This window comes from Povalibacter uvarum, assembly GCF_014202975.1.
Classification (GTDB): domain Bacteria; phylum Pseudomonadota; class Gammaproteobacteria; order Steroidobacterales; family Steroidobacteraceae; genus Steroidobacter; species Steroidobacter uvarum.
The window spans coordinates 553,513-575,272 of sequence record NZ_JACHHZ010000003.1 but is presented as its reverse complement, the minus strand read 5'-3'; the positions used below and the strand labels follow the sequence as shown (position 1 = coordinate 575,272).

General features: G+C 63.4%; 19 protein-coding genes. 15 read left to right on the top strand and 4 right to left on the bottom strand.

All coding sequences use genetic code 11. The annotated features are described in order from the left end of the window. Positions 1-450 (bottom strand): PaaI family thioesterase, encoded by a 450-nt coding sequence (locus HNQ60_RS13835; protein ID WP_184332727.1) that lies wholly within the window; start codon positions 448-450, stop codon positions 1-3. A gap of 8 nt (positions 451-458) precedes the next feature. Beyond that, on the bottom strand, positions 459-1,031 hold the full coding sequence (locus tag HNQ60_RS13830) for a TetR/AcrR family transcriptional regulator (protein ID WP_184332725.1): 573 nt from the start codon (positions 1,029-1,031) through the stop codon (positions 459-461). Positions 1,032-1,132: 101 nt separating this feature from the next. Here HNQ60_RS13830 and HNQ60_RS13825 point away from each other — a divergent pair, with 101 nt between their 5' ends. Beyond that, positions 1,133-2,701, top strand: coding sequence for a DHA2 family efflux MFS transporter permease subunit (locus HNQ60_RS13825; RefSeq protein WP_184333761.1), 1,569 nt, complete (start codon positions 1,133-1,135; stop codon positions 2,699-2,701). Positions 2,702-2,798: 97 nt separating this feature from the next. Here HNQ60_RS13825 and prpR read toward each other — a convergent pair whose 3' ends face one another. Then, a complete protein-coding gene (prpR, locus tag HNQ60_RS13820; protein ID WP_184332723.1) occupies positions 2,799-4,745 on the bottom strand; it encodes a propionate catabolism operon regulatory protein PrpR in 1,947 nt (648 codons plus the stop codon). A gap of 158 nt (positions 4,746-4,903) precedes the next feature. On the opposite strand from prpR, the gene prpB reads away from it, so the two are divergent. The 4 genes from prpB to prpF all read left to right on the top strand — a co-directional run bounded on the left by prpB (position 4,904) and on the right by prpF (position 10,888). Further along, positions 4,904-5,782: a methylisocitrate lyase gene (prpB, locus tag HNQ60_RS13815; protein WP_184332721.1), complete on the top strand. Its 879-nt coding sequence runs from the start codon at positions 4,904-4,906 to the stop codon at positions 5,780-5,782. Positions 5,783-5,808: 26 nt separating this feature from the next. After that, positions 5,809-6,966 (top strand): bifunctional 2-methylcitrate synthase/citrate synthase, encoded by a 1,158-nt coding sequence (prpC, locus tag HNQ60_RS13810; RefSeq protein ID WP_184332719.1) that lies wholly within the window; start codon positions 5,809-5,811, stop codon positions 6,964-6,966. A gap of 10 nt (positions 6,967-6,976) precedes the next feature. Further along, on the top strand, positions 6,977-9,583 hold the full coding sequence (gene acnD, locus HNQ60_RS13805; RefSeq protein WP_184332717.1) for a Fe/S-dependent 2-methylisocitrate dehydratase AcnD: 2,607 nt from the start codon (positions 6,977-6,979) through the stop codon (positions 9,581-9,583). 111 nt (positions 9,584-9,694) lie between these two features. Further along, positions 9,695-10,888: a 2-methylaconitate cis-trans isomerase PrpF gene (gene prpF, locus HNQ60_RS13800; RefSeq protein ID WP_184332715.1), complete on the top strand. Its 1,194-nt coding sequence runs from the start codon at positions 9,695-9,697 to the stop codon at positions 10,886-10,888. A 20-nt stretch (positions 10,889-10,908) separates the two neighbouring features. Here prpF and HNQ60_RS13795 read toward each other — a convergent pair whose 3' ends face one another. Next, positions 10,909-12,330 (bottom strand): serine hydrolase domain-containing protein, encoded by a 1,422-nt coding sequence (locus HNQ60_RS13795; RefSeq protein WP_184332713.1) that lies wholly within the window; start codon positions 12,328-12,330, stop codon positions 10,909-10,911. Positions 12,331-12,482: 152 nt separating this feature from the next. On the opposite strand from HNQ60_RS13795, the gene HNQ60_RS13790 reads away from it, so the two are divergent. From HNQ60_RS13790 to HNQ60_RS13745, 10 genes are all read left to right on the top strand, one after another. Next, positions 12,483-13,307 (top strand): alpha/beta hydrolase, encoded by an 825-nt coding sequence (locus tag HNQ60_RS13790; RefSeq protein ID WP_184332711.1) that lies wholly within the window; start codon positions 12,483-12,485, stop codon positions 13,305-13,307. A 66-nt stretch (positions 13,308-13,373) separates the two neighbouring features. Then, the gene (locus HNQ60_RS13785) at positions 13,374-14,201 is read left to right on the top strand and encodes an alpha/beta fold hydrolase (protein ID WP_184332709.1); all 828 of its coding nucleotides are present in this window, start codon (positions 13,374-13,376) and stop codon (positions 14,199-14,201) included. Positions 14,202-14,332: 131 nt separating this feature from the next. Beyond that, a complete protein-coding gene (locus tag HNQ60_RS13780) occupies positions 14,333-16,636 on the top strand; it encodes a DUF349 domain-containing protein (protein ID WP_184332707.1) in 2,304 nt (767 codons plus the stop codon). Continuing rightward, positions 16,633-17,145, top strand: a complete 513-nt coding sequence (locus HNQ60_RS13775) for a GNAT family N-acetyltransferase (RefSeq protein WP_184332705.1) — start codon at positions 16,633-16,635, stop codon at positions 17,143-17,145. The genes HNQ60_RS13780 and HNQ60_RS13775 overlap by 4 nt, the downstream gene beginning before the upstream one ends. A gap of 95 nt (positions 17,146-17,240) precedes the next feature. After that, entirely contained in the window at positions 17,241-17,648 is a 408-nt protein-coding gene (locus tag HNQ60_RS13770; RefSeq protein ID WP_184332703.1) for a hypothetical protein, read from the top strand. 215 nt (positions 17,649-17,863) lie between these two features. Continuing rightward, positions 17,864-18,187 (top strand): CC_3452 family protein, encoded by a 324-nt coding sequence (locus HNQ60_RS13765; protein WP_184332701.1) that lies wholly within the window; start codon positions 17,864-17,866, stop codon positions 18,185-18,187. A 247-nt stretch (positions 18,188-18,434) separates the two neighbouring features. Next, a complete protein-coding gene (locus HNQ60_RS13760) occupies positions 18,435-18,983 on the top strand; it encodes an RNA polymerase sigma factor (protein WP_184332699.1) in 549 nt (182 codons plus the stop codon). Next, positions 18,980-19,714: a hypothetical protein gene (locus HNQ60_RS13755; RefSeq protein ID WP_184332697.1), complete on the top strand. Its 735-nt coding sequence runs from the start codon at positions 18,980-18,982 to the stop codon at positions 19,712-19,714. Before HNQ60_RS13760 ends, HNQ60_RS13755 begins: the two co-directional genes overlap by 4 nt. A 15-nt stretch (positions 19,715-19,729) precedes the next feature. Continuing rightward, the gene (locus HNQ60_RS13750; RefSeq protein WP_184332696.1) at positions 19,730-20,749 is read left to right on the top strand and encodes a HEAT repeat domain-containing protein; all 1,020 of its coding nucleotides are present in this window, start codon (positions 19,730-19,732) and stop codon (positions 20,747-20,749) included. Further along, positions 20,746-21,759 (top strand): HEAT repeat domain-containing protein, encoded by a 1,014-nt coding sequence (locus HNQ60_RS13745; protein WP_184332694.1) that lies wholly within the window; start codon positions 20,746-20,748, stop codon positions 21,757-21,759. Before HNQ60_RS13750 ends, HNQ60_RS13745 begins: the two co-directional genes overlap by 4 nt. The last annotated feature ends 1 nt before the right edge of the window (position 21,760 follow it).

The following is a 21,760-nucleotide window of genomic DNA, read 5'->3' as shown; positions in this document are numbered from 1 at the left end:
TCAGCGCTCGAACACCAGCAGAGTCGACGTCGCGCTGGCGCAGAGTCGTCCGGCGGCATCCTTCAACGTCGCTTCAGCAAACGCGACGCGGCGACCGAACGTGACGACTTTGCCTTCCGCAACGACCGGGCCGCTGTCGGCGGTCAATGCACGGTGATAGTTGATCTTCAGTTCGAGCGTCGTGTAACCCTGTGTCGGCTGCAATTTCGAATGCACGGCACAACCCAGCGCTGAATCGAGCAGCGTTGCTGCATACCCACCGTGCACCGTGCCGATCGGGTTGTACATGTCTTCGTCCGGATCACCCTGGAAGACAACCTGCCCCTCCTCGACGCTCACGATCCGGAAACGCAGTGTCGCGCCCATCCCGCGCTTGCCCGCAGCCGAAGCCGCGAAGGCGCGCAGTTGTTCGAGGCCAGAGGGGACGACCGAGACGGCTTCAGTGCTCATGGACAAACTCAGTTGGAAGTGAAGCGCTGCTTCAGAGCGGCGCGAGAGGAATCGAGCAGGGCGTCTGACAGAGCGGCATCGGCAACCGACCTCGACAGCGCGATTGCACCAGCCATCTCCGCGATCAACGACATCGCCGCCGCCTGCGGCTCTGTCACATGCGACGGCATGAGCACAGCGAGCCGCTGCGCAAGGCGTGTAATCCCTTCATCGAAAGCTTTGCGAGCCCCCTTGGGCCAGCGCCCCGCCTCGCTCATCAGCGCGGGAATCGGACAGCCTCGTGATGGATTGTCGCGATGCACCGCGGACACATAGGAATCGATGAACCCATCGATCGACGTAATGCTGCCTGCGTACTTCTCCCGGCGCCTGGCTGCATGCACGAACATTTCGCCCACCGCCGCCGCGATCAGCGCGTCTTTGGAATCGAAATGCGCGTAGAAGCCGCCGTGAGTGAGCCCCACCCGCTTCATGACGGCCGCGACGCTTACGCCATCCGGACCGTGTGCCCGCATTTCCTCGGCCGCCGCCTTGAGCAAGGCAGAACGGGTCTGATCCTTGTGCTCAGCCGCATAGCGCATTGTGGATTCCAGGCTTCATAGTATGATGCTTATCATATCATCAACCCCCTTGCCGGCAAGCCCCTCTTCCCGTGACCCAGACCGCGACTTTCACCGATTCGATGAGCGAGCGGTCGAAGCTGATGCTGTTCGCCGTCATGGCGTTCGGGCAATTCATGGCGCTGCTGGATACGCAGATCGTCGCGTCATCGCTCAATTCGATTCAGGCGGGCCTGCTGGCCGGGCCGGATGAAGTGGCCTGGATCCAGACCTCGTACCTCATGGCGGAAATCGTGATGATTCCGCTCGCCGCCTTCCTCGCGAAAGCGATGTCCACCCGCTGGCTGTTCACGACTTCCGCGGCGCTGTTCACGGTGTCGAGCCTCGCCTGCGGTCTCGCATGGAACATCGAATCGATGATCGTCTTCCGCGCCATCCAGGGATTCGTCGGCGGCGCGATGGTGCCGACGGTGTTCGCGACAGGCTTCGTTCTGTTCCAGGGACCGCGACGCGCAATGGTGCCCGCGGTACTCGGGATGGTGTCGACGTTGGCCCCGACGCTGGGACCGACGCTCGGCGGCTGGATCACCGAGCATGCGAGCTGGCGCTGGATGTTCTTCATCAATATTGCGCCCGGACTGCTGATTGCGATTGCCGTTCCGATCCTCGGCAAAGTCGATCTCGCCAACACCCGTCTCTTCCGCCGCATCGACTGGCTGCAGGTCACGGGACTCGCTCTCTTCCTGGGAGCGCTGCAGTACGTGCTGGAGGAAGGGCCGCGAGCGCAATGGTTCGACGATCCGATCATCGCCGTCACGGCGTGGCTCTCCTTCATCGGTGCGGTGGTGTTCTTCGAGCGATCGATCTACAGCGCGACGCCGGTCGTCAAGCTGTCACCGTTCCGCAACCCGACGTTCGCTCTCGCGTGCGTTCTCAACTTCATCATCGGGGTCGGGTTGTATTCGGCGATCTATCTGGTGCCCGTCTTCCTCGGGCGCGTTCGCGACTTCACCAGCCTCGAGATCGGCACGACGGTGTTCGTCACCGGCTGCTTCATGTTCTTCGCTGCGCCGCTCGCGGCGCGCATGTCCACTCGCGTCGATCCGCGCTACGTGATCACTGCCGGCTTCCTGCTGTTCTCGCTCGGCGTCTGGATGCTTACCGGGATCACTGCCGAATGGGGCTTTGGTGAACTCCTGTTGCCTCAAGCGGTGCGCGGCTTCGCGGTCCTGCTGTGCATCGTTCCAGCCGTGGGCCTCGCACTTTCGACTCCGACGCCCGCGGAACTTCCCTATGCGAGCGGCTTGTTCAATGTGATGCGCAATCTCGGCGGCGCTGTCGGCATCGCTACGGTAAACACCTGGCTGCAGGACTTCACACGCATCCATGCGCTTCGCATCAGCGAGGCCATGGGACACGGGGGCGCGGACAGCAACCGGGTCGTGTCGGCGCTCGCATCACAACTGGAGAACAACGGCAACGCGGATGCCGTCCTGGGTGCGCAAGCTCAGGTCACCGCGATCGTCACGCGGGCGGCGGCCGTCGAGGCCTTTCGCGACGTGTTCATGCTGCTCGCAGGCCTCTTCATCGTTGCGCTCGTCATCGTCCCGTTCTGCAAGCGCCCACCCCTGCCCGCGCAAGCCAGCAATGCTTCGGCCCCGCCATCCGCCGAGCCCGCGGTTGCGCATTGATCAACGCTCGACGAATGCCCGCTCGCGCCGCCGGCGTCGATGCAGCCGTTGCCTCGTCACTCCCGCGCTAGCCGCTCTCGCGCAGATGACGCGGCGGCTACCCCGCCGCGCGTCCGCGCGACAGCTTCCGCCACAATGTCGACCTGCCGATTCCGAGCTTCTCGCAAGCAGCTCGACGATCACCACCGCATTCCGCGAGTACGCGCTCGATCATCTGCAGTTCCGTCTCCTCGCGATGACTGGCCAGCGAAGGCACCTTCGCCGAAGGCTCCTGGGCGAACAGCTCGGGAATCAGCTGCCGCAGCTGATCTCGCGCACTCATTCGGGACGGAAGTTCTCGCACCGTGGCGAGCCGCTCGATGAGGTTCTCGAGCTCGCGAACGTTGCCTGGCCATCGATACTGCGCGCCCGCAATCACGAGCTCCCGCACCAGATCTTCCGTCAGCTTGGTCGTCGGGAAGCGATCGGCAACTCGCCGCAGCACGTGGCCGGCAAGCTCGGGCAGATCCTGCAGCCGGTCGCGAAGGCTGGGCAGGTCGAGGCGCAGGATGTTCAGGCGGTAGTACAAGTCGCGACGAAAACCGCCCGAGGCGATCTGCTCCTCGAGATTCCGATGCGTTGCCGCGATCACGCGAATATCGATGCGGGTCGGTTCGATCGCGCCTATGCGCAGCACCTCGCGCTCCTGCAGTACGCGGAGCATGCGCGTCTGCAATGACACGGGCATCTCACCGATCTCGTCGAGGAAGATCGTTCCGGTGTGCGCTGCCTCGAACAGTCCGATCTTGCCGCCGCGCCTCGCGCCCGTGAACGCCCCCTCTTCGTAGCCGAACAGCTCGCTCTCCAGCAGAGACTCCGGGAACGCAGCGCAGTTCAGAGCGATGAACGGCTGATTCGCCCGCGCACTCGCCATGTGAATGCCCTGTGCCAGCAGTTCCTTTCCTGTGCCGCTCTCGCCGATGATGAGCGTCGTCGCATCACTGCGCGCAAACTGGCTGGCGAGTGTTCGCGCACGCACGATCGGAGCGCAGCTGCCAAGAAGATCGGTGAGCCTGAATCGCACTGATCGCGACGGCCGCTCGCGCTGGGTTCGCAGATGCCGATCGACGCGCTGAATCGCGTCGGGATCCTTGGCGGTCAACACCGCACCCGTCTGCGTTCCCTGCTCGATGATCGGCAACCGGCTGACGATGAGCGACTGCGCACCCACCTTCTGCAGTTCGTCGATCTCGGTACGCTGCTCGCGCAGGGTCGGCATCAGCGTCAGCTCGGACGCGACCTCGCTGAGCCTGCGGCCGAGCAGCTGGGTTGCCGGCTGACCCAGCAATCGCTCCATCGCAAGATTCACCGACTCGATCCGTTCCTCTGCGTCGACAGCGACCACGGCATCATGCAGGTGCGCCAGGATCGTGTTGAGGCGATCGCGCTTCGACGCCTCGATTCGCGCGAGTCGCGCAACTTCCAGCGCATCGTCGAGCGCCTCGCGCACCGCGTCCGTCGAGTACAGAAAGATGCCGTGCATCCCGGCTTCCTCTGCCAGGTCGACGACGAGACCGGGTGCAACGACGACTTCGATACCTTTCGCGCGCAGTTCCTTGATGCAGTCGCGTGCTTCCTCCTCGCTGCGATAGCTGCGCTGCTCGATACCGAGCGAGAAGAGCTCGTCGAACAACTGCACTTCATCCGGAACGGCTCCATGCGTCACGAGCGCGATGCGCGATGAAATGCCCCGCGCCCGTGCCAATGCGCGCATCACGTCGAAGCCGCCGACGCGAACCGACACGACCGGCAGCTCCAGGTGTTGCCGCAAGTACGCGCCGTTCGAACCAGCTGCGACCAGGGCATCGATGGGTCGTTCGGCGTGCAGCTCGCGGATTCGCGCGACCGCTGCATCGAAGCCCTGCTCGAGGATTTCTACGGACGCAACGTCGCGGTACGAAGGCGCCAACTCCTGCAGCATCGTCCGCAGTCGATGCAGCAGCCCGACGGCGACGATCCGGGGCGGGACGCCGACCAGGCGACCCTGCTTGCTGGCTGTAGCCATGATTCACTTCCGGAACAGAATGTTTCAAGTATGAAACACCGTCCCGGCCCCAGCCAAGCCCGAGCCCGGCGATCCATTGATTTTAATGGGTTTTTTAGCGCCCCAGTCCTGGCACGTTACGTGAATTGATTTCCGCACCCGCAACCCGAGAACCCATCATGAGCACACCCGGTCTCCGCTTTCGCGACGCCCTGAAGACGGAAAGCCCGCTGCAGGTCGTCGGCGCGATCAACGCGAATCACGCCCTCCTCGCCAAGCGCGCCGGCTATCGCGCGATCTACCTTTCCGGCGGCGGCGTCGCAGCCGGCTCGCTCGGGATGCCGGACCTCGGCATCAACAACCTCGATGACGTTCTGATCGATATCCGCCGCATCACTGACGTTTGCGATGTGCCGCTGATGGTCGACATCGACACCGGCTTCGGCCCGAGCGCGTTCAACATCGCACGCACGGTGAAGAGCCTCATCAAGTTCGGCGCCGCCGCCTGCCACATCGAAGACCAGGTCGGCGCCAAGCGCTGCGGTCATCGCCCCGGCAAGGAAATCGTCTCTGCCCAGGAAATGGTCGATCGCGTCAAGGCTGCCGCCGATGCGAAGACCGATCCGAACTTCTTCCTCATCGCACGCACCGACGCGATCGCCGTCGATGGCGTCGATGCCGCCATCGAGCGCTCCATCGCCTGCGTGGAAGCCGGCGCCGACGGCATCTTTGCAGAGGCCGCATACGACCTGCCGACCTATCGTCGCTTCGTCGATGCCGTGAAGGTCCCCGTGCTCGCGAACATCACGGAATTCGGCAAGACGCCGCTCTTCTCCCGTGACGAGCTCAAGACGGCCGGCGTTGCGATGGTTCTCTATCCGCTCAGCGCCTTCCGCGCCATGAACAAGGCCGCCGAGAACGTCTACACCGCGATCCGCCGCGATGGACATCAGCGCAACGTCGTCGACACGATGCAAACGCGCGAAGAACTGTACGAGCGCATCGGCTATCACGCGTACGAACAGCACCTCGACGCGCTGTTCGCTTCCCGCAAGTAACTGCAAGTACGACCAGGGGATACTCAATGAGCGAGACCGCACAACAACCGGGCTTCAAGCCCAAGAAGTCCGTAGCGCTGTCCGGCACCGTCGCCGGCAACACCGCACTGTGCACCGTCGGACGCACCGGCAATGACCTGCACTATCGCGGGTATGACATTCTCGATGTTGCTTCCCAATGCGAGTTCGAAGAGATCGCGTACCTGCTCGTGCACGGCAAGCTGCCGAACGCTGCTGAGCTCACCGGCTACAAGACGAAACTGAAGGCACTGCGCGGGGTGCCCGCCGCGGTGAAAGCTGCGCTCGAGCAACTGCCGCCGTCGGCCCATCCGATGGACGTGATGCGCACTGGCGTTTCCGTTCTCGGCTGCGTCACGCCGGAGAAGGATGATCACAACATCGCCGGCGCACGGGACATCGCCGACAAGCTGATGGCTTCGCTCGGTTCGATGCTGCTCTACTGGTATCACTATTCGACGAACGGCAAGCGCATCGAGACCGAATCCGACGAAGACTCGATCGGTGGTCATTTCCTCCACCTGCTGCACCAGGAAAAGCCGTCCCGCTCCTGGGTGAAGGCGATGCATACGTCGCTGATCCTGTACGCCGAGCACGAGTTCAATGCATCGACGTTCACATCGCGCGTCATCGCCGGCACCGGCTCCGACATGCACTCGTCGATCTGCGGCGCCATCGGCGCCCTGCGCGGCCCGAAGCATGGCGGCGCGAATGAAGTCGCCTTCGAGATCCAGAAGCGCTACGAGAATCCGGACGAAGCGGAAGCCGATATCCGGGCCCGCGTCGAACGCAAGGAAGTCGTCATCGGGTTCGGTCATCCGGTCTACACGATCTCCGATCCGCGCAACAAGGTGATCAAGCAGGTCGCGCTCGATCTCTCCCGGGAACAGGACAGCACGAAGATGTTCGATATCGCGGAGCGGCTCGAGAGCGTCATGTGGAACATCAAGAAGATGTTCCCGAATCTCGACTGGTTCAGCGCTGTCAGCTATCACATGATGGGTGTGCCGACGGCGATGTTCACCCCGCTATTCGTCATTGCGCGCACCAGCGGCTGGAGCGCTCATATCATCGAGCAGCGCATCGACGGCAAGATCATTCGCCCGAGCGCGAACTACACGGGTCCGGAAGACCTCAAGTTCGTGCCGCTGAAGGATCGCAAGTAAGCTACCGGCCATGAACACAGCCAATCGCAAACCCCTGCCTGGCACCTCCCTCCACTACTTCGATGCGCGCTCGGCCGTGGACGCCATCGCCCCCGGCTCGTACGACAAACTGCCGTACACATCAAAAGTGCTGGCGGAAAATCTGGTCCGGCGCGCCGAACCGGAGAAGCTCGATTCCTATCTGAAGCAGTTGATCGGGCGTAAGCGCGACCTCGATTTCCCCTGGTTCCCGGCGCGAGTCGTCTGCCACGACATCCTCGGCCAGACCGCACTGGTCGACCTTGCCGGCCTGCGCGATGCGATCGCGATGAAGGGCGGCGATCCGGCCAAAGTGAATCCGGTGGTGCCGGTCCAGCTGATCGTCGATCACTCGCTCGCCGTCGAGTACGGCGGCTACGACAAGGACGCCTTCGCCAAGAACCGGGCGGTGGAAGACCGACGCAACGAAGACCGCTTCCACTTCATCGAGTGGACCAAGAAGGCCTTCGACAATGTCGACGTGATTCCGGCAGGCAACGGCATCATGCACCAGATCAACCTGGAGCGGATGTCGCCGGTCATTCACAACAAGGACGGCGTCGCGTTCCCGGATACGCTGGTCGGTACCGACAGCCACACGCCGCACGTCGACGCGCTCGGTGTGATCGCCATCGGCGTCGGCGGCCTCGAAGCCGAGAACGTCATGCTCGGTCGCGCCTCGTGGATGCGCCTGCCCGACATCGTCGGCGTCGAACTCTCCGGCAGGCCGCAGCCTGGCATCACGGCAACCGACGTCGTGCTTGCGCTGACCGAGTTCCTCCGCAAGGAAAAAGTCGTCGGCGCCTATCTCGAGTTCTACGGCGCTGGCGCCGCGGCACTCACGCTGGGCGATCGCGCCACGATTTCCAACATGGCCCCCGAGTATGGCGCCACTGCTGCGATGTTCTTCATCGACCAGCAGACACTCGAGTACCTACGCCTCACCGGCCGTGACGACGCACAGATCAAGCTCGTCGAAACCTACGCGAAGCACACCGGTCTGTGGGCGGATGCATTGACGAATGCCGAGTACGAGCGCGTGCTGACGTTCGATCTGTCCACGGTCGTTCGCAACATGGCGGGACCCTCCAACCCGCACAAGCGCCTGCCCACGTCGGCGCTCGCCGAGCGCGGCATCGCTGGCAAATGGGAAGAGATCCCCGGCCAGATGCCCGATGGCGCAGTGATCATCGCCGCGATCACCTCGTGCACCAACACGAGCAATCCCCGCAATGTGATCGCCGCAGGCCTCCTCGCCCGCAATGCCAATGCACGCGGCCTGACGCGCAAGCCGTGGGTGAAGAGCTCGCTGGCGCCCGGCTCGAAAGCGGTCCAGCTCTACCTGGAGGAAGCGAAGCTGCTGCCCGAACTGGAGCAACTCGGCTTCGGTATCGTCGCCTTCGCCTGCACGACCTGCAACGGCATGAGCGGCGCGCTCGATCCCAGGATCCAGCAGGAAGTCATCGATCGCGATCTGTATGCGACCGCGGTGCTCTCCGGCAATCGCAATTTCGATGGCCGCATTCACCCGTACGCCAAGCAGGCGTTCCTCGCATCGCCGCCACTCGTGATCGCCTATGCGATCGCCGGCACGATCCGCTTCGACATCGAAAAGGATGCGCTGGGCCACGACAAAGACGGCAAGCCCATTCTGCTGAAGGACCTCTGGCCGACAGACGCGGAGATCGACGCGATCGTCGCCAGGAGCGTCAAGCCCGAACATTTCCGCAAGGTGTATGAGCCGATGTTCACGTTCAAGGCGAGCACCGGAAAAGGCAGCCCTCTCTACGACTGGCGCCCCCAGAGCACGTACATTCGCCGTCCGCCCTACTGGGACAAGGAAGGCCAGGGCGCGCTTGCGGCGCGTGAGCGTACGTTGAAAGCAATGCGGCCACTCGCCGTCCTCGGCGACAACATCACGACGGATCATCTCTCGCCGTCCAACGCGATTCTCGGCGACAGCGCCGCGGGCGAGTACCTCAAGAAGATGGGCCTGCCCGAGGAGGACTACAACTCCTACGCGACGCATCGCGGCGATCACCTCACCGCGCAGCGCGCGACCTTCGCCAATCCGACGCTCCTGAACGAAATGGCCGTCGTCGACGGCAAAGTGAAGAAAGGTTCTCTGGCCCGCCTCGAGCCCGAAGGTCAGATCGTTCGCATGTGGGAAGCGATCGAAACCTACATGGATCGCGGCCAGCCGCTGATCGTCATCGCCGGCGCTGACTACGGCCAGGGCTCATCGCGCGACTGGGCCGCGAAAGGCGTTCGTCTCGCCGGCGTCGAAGCAATCGTCGCCGAAGGTTTCGAACGCATTCATCGCACCAACCTCATCGGCATGGGCGTGCTGCCGCTCGAGTTCAAGCCGGGCCAGAATCGCACGACGTTCGGCATCGATGGCACCGAGACTTACGACGTCGTCGGCAAACTCATGCCGCGTGCCGACCTCACCCTCGTCATTCACCGCAGGAACGGCGAGAAGGTGGAAGTGCCGGTCACGTGTCGGCTCGATACCGCCGAAGAAGTCTCGATCTACGAAGCGGGCGGCGTGTTGCAGCGCTTCGCTCAGGACTTCCTCTCGTCGACTCGGGCGGCATAGGGGCGGAAGGAAGACTTTCCACGGGGTACGCGGGGCTACACAGGGTTCGGAGGATAAAATTGCCCCGTGGAGATCTTCATCTTCTCTCTTCATCATCAGAGACAACAATCCATGCCTCACGCACCGCAGATCAAAGTCTCCGCCACCTACATGCGCGGTGGCACCAGCAAAGGCGTGTTCTTCCGCCTGCAGGATCTGCCCGAGCGTTGCCAGCAGCCGGGAGAGGCGCGCGACCAGTTCCTGCTGCGCGTGATCGGCAGTCCCGATCCGTACGGCAAGCAGATCGACGGCATGGGAGGCGCGACGTCGAGCACCAGCAAGACGGTGATCCTCTCGAAGAGCAGCCGCCCGGATCATGACGTCGAGTATCTGTTCGGCCAGGTTTCGATCGACAAGGCGTTCGTCGACTGGAGCGGCAACTGCGGAAATCTCTCGGCGGCCGTCGGCCCCTTCGCGATCAGCAACGGGCTCGTCGACCCGAGCCGCGTGCCGAAGAACGGCGTCGCGACCATCCGCATCTGGCAGGCCAATATCAGCAAGACGATCGTCGCTCACGTCCCCATCACCGATGGGGACGTGCAGGAAACCGGCGACTTCGAGCTCGACGGCGTGACCTTTCCGGCGGCTGAAGTGCAGCTCGAATTCATCGATCCCGCGGATGAAGGTGAAGGCGATGCGGGTGGCTCGATGTTTCCCACCGGCAATCTCATCGACGATCTCGAAGTCCCCGGCGTCGGCACGCTCAGGGCAACGATGATCAACGCCGGCATTCCGACCATCTTCGTCAACGCCGATGCCATCGGTTACAAGGGCACGGAACTGCAGGACGCGATCAACGGCGACGTAAAAGCGCTCGCGATGTTCGAAACGATCCGCGCCTACGGCGCGAAGCGCATGGGATTGATCAAGAGCATCGAAGAAGCCACGAAGCGTCAGCACACACCGAAGATCGCGTTCGTCGCGCCGCCGACGCAATACGTTTCATCGAGCGGCAAGAAAGTCACGACGAACGATGTCGATCTGCTCGTGCGCGCATTGTCGATGGGCAAACTGCACCATGCGATGATGGGAACCGCTGCTGTCGCGATCGCAACCGCAGCGGCCATTCCCGGCACACTCGTCACGCTCGCCGCCGGTGGAAAGCCGCATGCAGCCGTTCGCTTCGGTCATCCCTCGGGGACACTGCGAGTCGGAGCCGAAGCGAAGCAGGCCGACGGTGAATGGATCGTCACGAAGGCGATCATGAGTCGCAGCGCGCGGGTGCTGATGGAGGGAAGAGTGAGGGTGCCGGGGGATAAATTCTGAGGCTGCGAGCTGCCCGTAGCTCACCGCTTCTCAACTGCCGCCAGAATCCCCGAAAAGACCCCGTTCTCATCAAACGTGTGACCGTCCGCAGTCCACCCTAGTCGCACAATCACCGTCCGCTTCGATGGGACGATTGCAAGAATCTGCGCATTGTGGCCTCGTGCCATGTACATGTCCGCCGGGCATCGATCGAGCATCGGCGCGTGTCCCGCCGATGCGTTGCCTTCGTTCAACCAGAACTGCGCGCCGTAGTGACGCATCGGATCGAACGCCAGCGGCTCGCGACTGAACGCGACCCATTCCTTCGACAGCAATCGCTGGCCATTGATCTCGCCTTCGCCAAGGAACAACTGGCCGAAGCGTGCCCAGTCGCGCGCGGTCGCATACAGAAACGAGCTGCCGATCGGCACGCCGCTGCCATCGGGCTGGAACACCGCGCTCGTCATGCCCGCCGGTTCGAACAGACGCTGACGCGCGTACTCATAAACACTCTTCAGTGACCCGCCAGTCGCATCCCTGACGATGCGCGACAACATGTTCGTCGTGCCGGATGAGTATGACCATGAGGTTCCTGGCGGGTGAATGAGCGGCCTGAGCGCCGCGTAACCGCCCATGTCCTCGCTTTCGAACAGCATCACCGTGCTGTCGTCGCCCGGCAGATACTGCTCGGCGAAGCTCAGACCGCTCGCCATGTTGAGCATGTTGCGCAGAGTGATCGCCGCACGCGGATCGCCCGGCTCGCGCCACTCGGGTACTGGAGCCGGTGCGTCCAGGTTCAGCCTGCCATCCTCCACCAGCATCCCGATGAGAGCGCCCGTAACGCTCTTGCTCATCGACCATCCGAGAAAGCGGCTGTCGCGATCGAAACCGGGAGCGTAACGTTCCGCGACGATACGGCCGTCGTGCACGACGACGATCGCGCGTGTGTCGATGCCTTTCTGCGGTGTCGGATCGTCGAAAGCCGCATTGACTGCCGCTAGCAACGCAGTCCGATCCACGCCTGCAGACGACGCTTCGACATCGACATCATCGCCCTCGGGCCACAACCCAGTTCGCGACTGCAGAGTCATCGTTTCGAGACCCTGCACTTGCCGGTCGAGCTCGTATGTACTCGTCCCTTCAGTCAGAGTGCATCCGATGCCCGGCCGGTAGTACGCCGACCGACTCGTCAGTCCGAAGAGACTCGCGGTCACGGTCCGGGCTGTACGATCGACCGTGAGGTCGAACATCGCCGTGAGCGGATTCAAGCGCTCGACGTCGCGCGCCTTGACCTCCGCCACATCGCGATTCATGAGGAACACACCGGCGCAGGCCAGCTGCGCAGCGACCCCGGCACCCATCGCCGGCCCATGTCTCACAAGCCCGGAACTGAAGGCGGCAACGACGGCTGCGGCCAGGACTCCGACGCCAGCCACCAGCCAGCGACTCCGCTTCTTCGTCATTCTTTGTCCCCCCGCGTCGTTGCGCGTTTCGTCGCCGCCCGATACTGACATACCTGTCCGCGGTGGTGCAGCGCAGGATCATCGAAGCACTCCAGTCCAATCCGCAGACGAAGCTCCACAGTTACGCTGGTTGCAGGTCACCCGGGAAAATCATGAAAGAAGAATATTTCGCAGGGCGCGGCGGCACACGCATCTTCATGCACTCGTGGCAGCCGGCCTCGACCCCTCGCGCAGCCGTCGTGATCTGCCACGGCGTGAATTCCCATGGCGGCCAGTACGGGTGGGCAGCAGAGCAGCTGCAAGCCGCTGGCTACTCGGTCTACGCCATCGATCTGCGCGGGCGCGGCAAGTCGGAGGGCAAGCGCTTCTACATCGATCACGTCAGCGACTACACCGAAGATCTCGGCACGCTGATCCAGCTGGTGAAGACGCGCGAGCCGGGACTCAAGGTTTTCCTGCTCGGCCACAGCGCGGGCGGAGTCGTCTCCAGCACTTACGCACTCGATCATCAGAAGGAGCTCGCCGGATTCATCTGCGAGAGCTTCGCCTTCCAGGTACCGGCGCCGGGATTCGTCATTGCCATCATCAAGCTGCTCGGCCGCATCGCACCAAACCTGCCGGTGCTGAAGCTGAAGAACAAGGACTTCTCCCGCGATCCCGCAGCCGTTCGGCAACTGGACGCCGACCCGCTTACGCAGGGAGAGGTTCAGCCGGCAAGAACGGTCGCCGAGCTGGTGCGCGCCACCGAACGCATGCGGCGCGAGTTCCCGACGATCACGCTGCCCGTTTTCATCATGCACGGCACCGTCGACAAAGCGACCGTCCCGGCCGGCAGCCAGTTCTTCTACGACACCGTCGGCTCGCGCGACAAGACGCTGCGTCTCTACGCAGGCCATTTCCACGATCTTCTGAATGACGTCGGCAAGGAAGGCGTCATGAAAGACATTCTCGGCTGGATCGACGCGCGCCTTCCCTGAAAGGCCGATCCGCGAGCGCTGCAAACCCTGTTGATTCGTTCCCTGTGACTGCCGAAGGAGATTGCGATGAGCTTCGTCAAGACCAAAGATGGTACCGAGATCTTCTACAAAGACTGGGGCACGGGTCAGCCGATCGTGTTCCATCACGGCTGGCCACTGAGCGGCGACGACTGGGACGCACAGATGATGTTCTTCCTCGCGAAGGGCTTCCGCGTCATTGCCCACGATCGCCGCGGCCACGGCCGGTCTTCGCAGACCGACAAGGGCAATGAAATGGATACGTACGCCGCCGACGTGGCCGCGCTCGCTGCCCATCTCGATCTGAAGAACGCCGTTCACATCGGCCACTCGACCGGCGGCGGCGAAGTCGCACGCTACGTCGCGCAATACGGCGGCGGCGGCCGCGTAGGAAAAGCCGTGCTGATCGGCGCAGTGCCGCCTGTCATGGTGAAGTCGGAAAAGAATCCCGGCGGCCTGCCGATCGAAGTATTCGACAGCTTCCGCGCCGCACTCGTGGCCAACCGCGCACAGTTCTACCGCGATGTTCCGTCGGGTCCCTTCTACGGCTTCAATCGGCCCGGCGCGAAGGTCCTCGATGGCGTCATCGACAACTGGTGGCGCCAGGGCATGCAGGGCGGCATCAAAGCCCACTACGATTGCATCAAGGCCTTCTCGGAAACGGACTTCACCGAGGACTTGAAGAAAATCGACGTGCCGACACTTGTCATGCACGGCGACGACGACCAGATCGTGCCCTTTGCCGACTCCGCCCCGCTGTCGATCAAGCTGCTGAAGAAGGGGACACTGAAGGTGTACCCGGGACTCGGACACGGCCTCTGCACCATCAATGCGGACGTCGTGAACCCCGACTTGCTGGCCTGGATCCAGTCGTGACGATTTCCGGCTGATTCCCGGGGATCCCCGGTAGCTGCACCGGTTGCAGCTACCGGTCCGGCCAGCTGGCTAACTAGCTGGCCGGCTAGCTGGCTAGAATAGGCGCCCGTCCCCCGCTCCAGGTCCGATCGATGTCGCTCTTCTCGCGCTTCAAGAAAGCGCCGCCCGCCCCGGCTGCGAAGAAGCAGCCTGAGACCGCCGCTCCGAATCCACCCGCCCCCACTGCTCCAGATCCCGCGGTTCTGGCTGCGCACGAGGAAGAAACCCTGCGCGCCGCGATTGCCGCAGGGGATTCAGGCGCTGTGGCAAAGCTGGTGCTCGAAGGCGCGTCTACCCGTATCCGACAGCAGGCCGCCGAAGCCATCGAGGACCCCGAGCAGATCCGGAAGCTCATCCGCACGGTTCGCGGCGGCAATGACAAGAGCGTCTACAAAATCCTGACACGCAAGCGCGATGCGCTGCTGGCGCAGGAGCGCGAAATCGAGCAGCGGCAGGCGGAGATTCTTGCCGCGTCCACCGAGATAGAGCGGCACAGCCGGCGACCTTTCGATGCGCTTTTCACGCCCACCCTGGAACAGCTCGAGAATCGCTGGAATCTCGTGGCAACGGACGCGACAGCCGAAGTCGCCGCCACCGCTCAAGCCGCGATCGATCGATCGCGGGAGACGATCGCGCAGCATCTGAGACAGATTGCAGCCCAGGCCTCACGCGAGCTGGCCGCTGCCAATGCCGCGGCGGCGGCACAAGCCCGCCGGGAGCAGCAGGAAAAGGAGGCGGCCACCGCCGCTGCGGAACAGGCGCAATCGCTCGAAGAGGAACGCAAAGTCCGAAAGGAAAAACTCGACGCGGAGACGCAGGCGCTGCATCAGATCGGCGGGTTGCTGCGCAAGGCGCGCGGCGCGCTGGCATCGGGAAGCAGCAAGACGGCCGCCGGCTTGCGTCGCGCAATCGAAGAGAAGCTGCAGCATGCACCGTCGTTACCCGCACAGCTCGCGAGCCAGCTCAAGCAGCTCGATGAAAAGCTCCAGGAACTGAAAGACTGGAAGAGCTTCTCCGTCGCCCCGAAGCGCGTCGACCTGATCGAACGGATGGAGTCGCTCATCGGTGCCTCCCTGCATCCGACGGCGATCGCGGGTCACATCAAGGACCTGCAGGAACAGTGGCGCACGCTGAGCAAGGGCGCCGGCGATGAAGTCGAGGCGGACTGGCAGCGCTTCCACGAAGCCTCGCAAAAGGCGTTTCAACCCTGCCGCGAGTTCTATGACGCGCAGGACCGGGTCAAGGAAGAGAACCTGCTTCAGCGCAACCAGGTGTTCGAACGCCTCCTGGCATTCGAAGGCCGGCAGAACTGGGACGAGCCGGACTGGCGAACTGCGATCACGGCAGTGCGTGAATCCCGCCAGCTCTGGCGACAGCATTCACCCGTCGATGCGACGAAAGCGGAAGAGCTGCAGCGCAAGTTCAACGAACTGACTTCGAGCATCCAGAGTCGCATCGACGCGGAGTACGCCCGCAACGTGAAGGCCAAGCGCTCGCTGATCGAGCGTGCACGCGGACTCGTCGAGTCGACGGACAACAAGGCCGCCGTCGAGGAAGTGAAGCGACTCCAGGAGCAGTGGAAATCGGTCGGACCCGTGCCGCGCGACGAAGACGGCAAGCTCTGGGAGGAGTTCCGCCAGCAGTGCGACGCACTCTTCCAGAAGCGCCAGCAGGAGTTCGACAGCCGCAACGCTGCGTTCGAAGCCAACAGATCCCAGGCCATCGCGCTTTGCGAAGACATGGAGAAGATCGCGGGCCAGACGGACCAGGAGCTCATCGAGAGCGCGAAGAAGCTTCCTGAGCTGCGACTCGCCTTCGACTCGATCGAGTTACCGAAAGCGAATGCGCGGCAGCTGCAGGATCGGTTCGAGCGTGCCTTCGAGCGCTGCAGGAAAGCAGTCACGCGCCAGCATGCGCGCGATGCCGAACGTGGCTGGACGGACCTGTTCGACGCGGCGAATGTCGTGCGCACCTATCGACTCGCTGTTGCCCGAAACGCTGATGTGACCGAAGTCGACGCGCTGAAGCAGGCCGCCGAACAACATCTCAGCACGCTGGTGCAGTCGCCCAAGGTTGGACTGACGGCGTTGAAGAGCGCTATCGCCCAGCCCGGCAACAGCGATCTCGTTGCAAACACTCTGGCGCTGCGAACGCTCTGTATTCGCGCCGAGATCGTTACGGACTCGCAGACCCCCGCCGAAGATCATGCGTTGCGCCGCGAATATCAGCTCAAGCGCCTGACTCAGAGCATGGGCCAGGGCCGCTCGGCGGAGACCGACAAGCTCGAAACACTGGCGATCGAGTGGCTTCGGGCCGACCCGGTCGAGGAAGCCGTCTACGTGCAGTTGATCGGGCGCTTCAAGGAATGCCGCAAGCGAGCGGCGTTGTCGTCATGACCAGCCCGGTTGTTCGTCGCGCGACGCTCGCCGATGCTCCGGCGCTCGCCGCTCTGGGCGCGGAGACATTCACGGAGACCTTTGGTCATCTTTACCCGCCGCAAGACCTGGATGCGTTCCTCGAGGGGTCTCATTCGATCGACGTGTGGACCCGCAAGTTTGCGGATCCAAAGACCGCGATCTGGATAGCGCTCGTCGATTCGACCGCCATCGGCTTCCTTGCCGTCGGTGCCTGCAAGTTGCCGATCGAAGGTCGGGAAGCGACCGCCGGGGAGATCCAGCAGCTCTATGTGCTGGCCCGGCATCACAACCTGCGGCTCGGCTCGCGCCTCATCGACCTCGGTCTCGAATGGCTGCGGGCGCAAGGCCAGACACCGATCTACATCGGCGTCTGGTCCGAGAATCTGGGTGCGCAGCGCTTCTATGGGCGCCACGGTTTCAGCAAAGTCGGCGAGTACGGCTTCCCCGTCGGCGAGACCGTCGATCGTGAGTTCATCCTCAAGCGCTGAAAACAGGGCAACCACAACTGCCCACCACAACTGCCCATCACAACTGCGTTGTGTACGTGTCCACCACCCGGGGCGGCTCGCGATATTCTCTCCGCATGGTGAGTTCCAGCGCAGAAACACCGCCCGCCCTGTCGACGACGTACCGCTTCGCCGTCGAACACAAGCCGGGGTACGTTCACATCAGCGGCAGCGGAACCCATTCGGCTGAGGATCTGCGGCGATTCCTGGTCGATGCCGGCCGGGCCGCCGCAGCCTCGCGTTGCGACACCGTTCTGCTCGAACTGAACTTCACGGGCGGCAGCTTGGACTTCGGCAGCCTCTACCCGATCATTTGCGAGCGCGCAGCCGATGCCAAGCACTTCAAACGGATCGCCTTCGTCGACGTGAACCCACAGCACCGGGTCGATCGCGCCGAGTTCGTCGAGCTCGCGGCCATCAAGCTGGGAGTGAATGTTCAGCGATTTCAATGCGTGGCCGACGCGCACCGGTGGCTTCAGGCATAGGCCGGCTGCCTCTTGCTGGTGCGATCGTCTGTACGGCCTGTCTCATCAGGCTTTCCCCGTGCATCTCATCGGGCGTTCTCGATACCCGGATGTCTTCATCATCGCCTAGGCACTGCGTCACAATGTGGGTGCGCATACCCGTCTAGCATGCTGGACTGTATGCGCTGACTGCCCTCGGGCCATTCCTGCCCGAGGCATCAGCTCTCGGGGTGAAGATGATGTTGAACAGGCGAGTAGCGCTCGGTGCGCTGGCGATTTGCGGATTGATGCTGAGTGCGACCTCGAAGGCGCAGTCCTATTCAGGCGAAGCGACGCTCGCAACGCCGGTCGCCACCCCTTCCGAAACCGTGATCGACGGCATCACCTGGCGATGCGAAGACACCAAGTGTGTCGGCCGCTCGCTCAGGGCCCCGAAATCCTCACAGACTCTCGAGTGCCGCAAACTGGCTCTCGCCGTCGGGCAGGTCACCGCTTTCCGCAGTCGCGGTCGCCGGCTTTCGGACGATGCGATCGCGGAGTGCAACGGCGGGGCGAAGTAGGTCGCTCCGAGTCACGATGGCGATGAGTGGTCCGACTCCATCCGGACGCTGTCGCGGAGATGCTTCGCATGACGTCCGACTGAAGTCGGACCCACAGCAGAAACGCGGCACGAGGCACCCGGTCTTGCTGTGGGTCCGGCTTTAGCCGGACGTAACGCCGAAGGCGTCTTGCTGTCGGCGGCGCTAGACGCCCGCTGTTCGCTCAGCCGCCTGCTAACCTTTTCTGCCCCCAGCCCGTCTAAGTTGCGTGCTGACATTCCTCAAATCCTGGGCCCTCCCGACCGCGGCCAGGCCGGACAACTTCCACGCCGTGCTGATCGAGCGCAGTGGACGCTGGTACAACGCGTGCCTGCGAATCACCGGGGACCCGGATCTCGCCGCGGACGCGGTCCAGGACGCCCTGCTTCGGGCATGGCGCCGGCGCGGTGAATTCCGCGGCGACTCCGAGCTCGATACCTGGATTCATCGCATCGCTCTCAATGCCGCGATCGATCTGATGCGGCAACGCAAGCCGCAGCCGGCCGATGAGTTCGATGCGGATTCCTTCATGGCGGCGCCCTCCGCCTCTCCCGACAACGAATACACACAACACGCTCTCGGAAAAGACCTGGGCGTGGCGTTGCGGCGCCTGACGTCCATGGAGCGACAGAGCTTCCTGCTCAAACACGTCGAAGGCTGGCGGCTGGAGGAAATTGCGGAGAGCCTGCAAACGAACGTCAACAACACGAAGCAGGCGCTGTTCCGGGCAGTGCGCAAGCTGCGCGTCGATCTGCACGTATGGCGAGGCGAATCATGATCTCCGACAACGATCTGCTGCTGTACTACTACCGGGACGGACTTGACGCGTCCGAACGCGCACGCATCGCATCGGCTCTCAGCGAGCAGCCGGAACTGGCGGCGCGATTGCACCGTCTGGTCGCGAAGCTCGATGCGTCCGCTGCCATCCCTGATGTACCCGTACCTGCGCACGTACAACGTCGCTGGCAGGTCGCGCTCGAACGAGCCGCTGCGGACGGTGCTTCGCCAGAGCGCAAGGCGCCGGTGGGATTCTTTGCCCCACCACGATGGCGCATGGCTGCGGCTGTGTGCGCAGTGGCATTGCTCATCGTGAGCGTGAAGGTCATGACGCCACCGGCGCCTGAAATGCTGACGAACGCTGCCGAGGATCCGACGACCTCCAGCGCAACCGATTCCCTCGCTTACGAACGCGGACTGCGCTGGCATCTTGCGAGCACGGAAAGGCAGATCGGGAATCTGAGTGAGATCACGGACGCGGAACGCCGCCAGATGATCGAGGCGATCATCGAACAGAACCGCCTGTATGCGATCGCAGCCGAGCGGGCCAATGAGCCGCAACTGGCGCGAGTGCTGCGCGCGTTCACTCCGCTGCTGGAGCAAGTCGCCGCCGAAGGCAGCGATCGATCAGCCGGCGAAGTCGCCCAACTGAACTTCGAACTGAAAGTGATGCAGGCGCGGCTGAATGCCGCGACCACCGAACAACCCGGCGCGGAATCGATCGCGCTCTAGTTTCAGGAGACCCCCATGAAACCCCTCAACACGATGGTTCTCGCATTGCTGGTCGCGAGCAGTGCCATGTCCGCGGAGTCGCCGCCGCAACAGCCCGGCGCGGCCGAGCGGGCGCAGCGCGCACAAGACGCGGAGGTGCGAGCGCAAGCCCAGGCTCAACGGGCACGCGATGCAGAACGCGCTCGAAACGATCGCGAGTCCCAACGCGCACCGACCGAGCAGGAATCCCTTGCGCTCGCCGCTCTCGAAGGACTGATGGCCCAGCCGCCGGAGCGTGCGCTGCCGATCATCAAGAAGGTGCTGGCCGGCTCGCAATCGACACTCGTCAAGCGCCGGGCCCTCTTCGTTCTCAGCCAACTCCACGTTCCCGAGGCACAGCAACTGTTGCTGCAAGCGAGCCGCTCCGGCGACAGCGCGCTGCGGCAGGAAGCCATCCGCAGCATCGGCATCGGCGGCAATCCTGAGTCCCTCGCCGCCTTGCAGGAGACCTACCGAAACGGCGACGAAGCCGTGAAGGAACAGGTGCTCCAGGCATGGATGATCGCGGGCCGCAAGGAAGATGTGTACCAGGCAGCGATCAATGCCAGGTCCGAGGCCGAAGCCAACCAGGCGATCCGCATGCTCGGCGTGATGGGCGCGTTCAACGAGCTGCGCAAGCTGAGCGATCGGCCGAATGCGGGCAGCGGCCTGATCGATGCGTACACGATCGGCGGCGACCTCGTCGGTCTGCGGAAGATCGTCGACGGCAACGGTGACATGTCGATTCGCAGTGAAGCCGTGCGTCGTATCGGGACGCTTCACAACGATGCGTCGCGCGCTGCCCTGCGTGAAATCTACTCGGGCACCAACGCACCGGAACTCAAGGAAGCCGCGCGACAGGGAATGCTCATCAGCGGCGACGACGAAGGCGTCCTGGCCCTGTATCGATCCGCGAAGACCACCGACGAGAAGCGCGAACTGCTGCGCACACTGTCGATGATCGACGGCGACGCTGCCTTGCAGGCGATCGACGCGGCTCTGGAGGAGAAGAAATGAAAACCATAAAGATCGGCAGCGCCCTGCTCTGCTTCGGCTTTTCCGTGCTCGCACCTGCAGCATTCGCAGCAGAACTGAAGCTACCTCGCGATGGCTGGGCTAGCTGGCAAGTTCCGGCCGTGGAAGATGCTCCGGCGTGGTGCTGCTGGGACTGGCGAGAAGGCAACCCGACCGCCAGGGCGTGTCGCCTCGACGGCAGCAACGACGGCTACGGGAGCCGCGACGGCGCAAAGACCGACACTGTTCGGGTGTATGCCCGCTTCGACGCGGGAAAGATCGATCGTCTGCGGGCGCTCTCGGCGAGCTGTTCCGTGCAGACCAGCACGACTGTGCAGGACCTTGGTGCAGTCTCCGTCGACGACAGCGCTCGTTGGCTTGCGACGCTGACCAAGCGGAAAGACTCCGACGGCACGCGGCCTGCAATAGGTCGCGAGGCGTTGGCCGCTCTGGCCATTCATCGCGGAGATGTCGCGTTCAACGAGCTTTCTGATGTCGCCAGCAACGACGCTCGCAGGAAGAATCGCAAGGAAGCAGTGTTCTGGCTCGCTCATTTGCGAGGTCTGCCGGGCGCGAAAGCGGCGACTGCAATCATGTTTGGCGATGAAGATGCTGATGTACGCGAGCACGCCGCATTCGCGGTATCCCAGTCCAAGTCCCCGGAAGCGGCGAGCGATCTGATAAGGCTCGCGAATACCGACGCAGCGTCGAGTGTGCGTTCACAAGCCTGGTTCTGGCTCGCGAGAACCGAATCTCCCGCGACGGAAGGCGCCATCGGCTCGGCACTGAGAAAGGAAACCGATGACGATGTCCGCAGGCAGGCCATCTTCGCGCTCTCGCAATTGCCTGAAGGGCGCGCGACCCGTGCATTGATCGCAGTCGCGGAAGATCGATCGAGGCCCAGCGAGGACCGCAAGAGCGCGGTGTTCTGGCTGGCCCAGTCGAAGGCCACCGCGGCACAGACTTATCTGGAAGACGTGCTGACGGGAGGAAAGTCGGCAGCGGTTCGCTAGC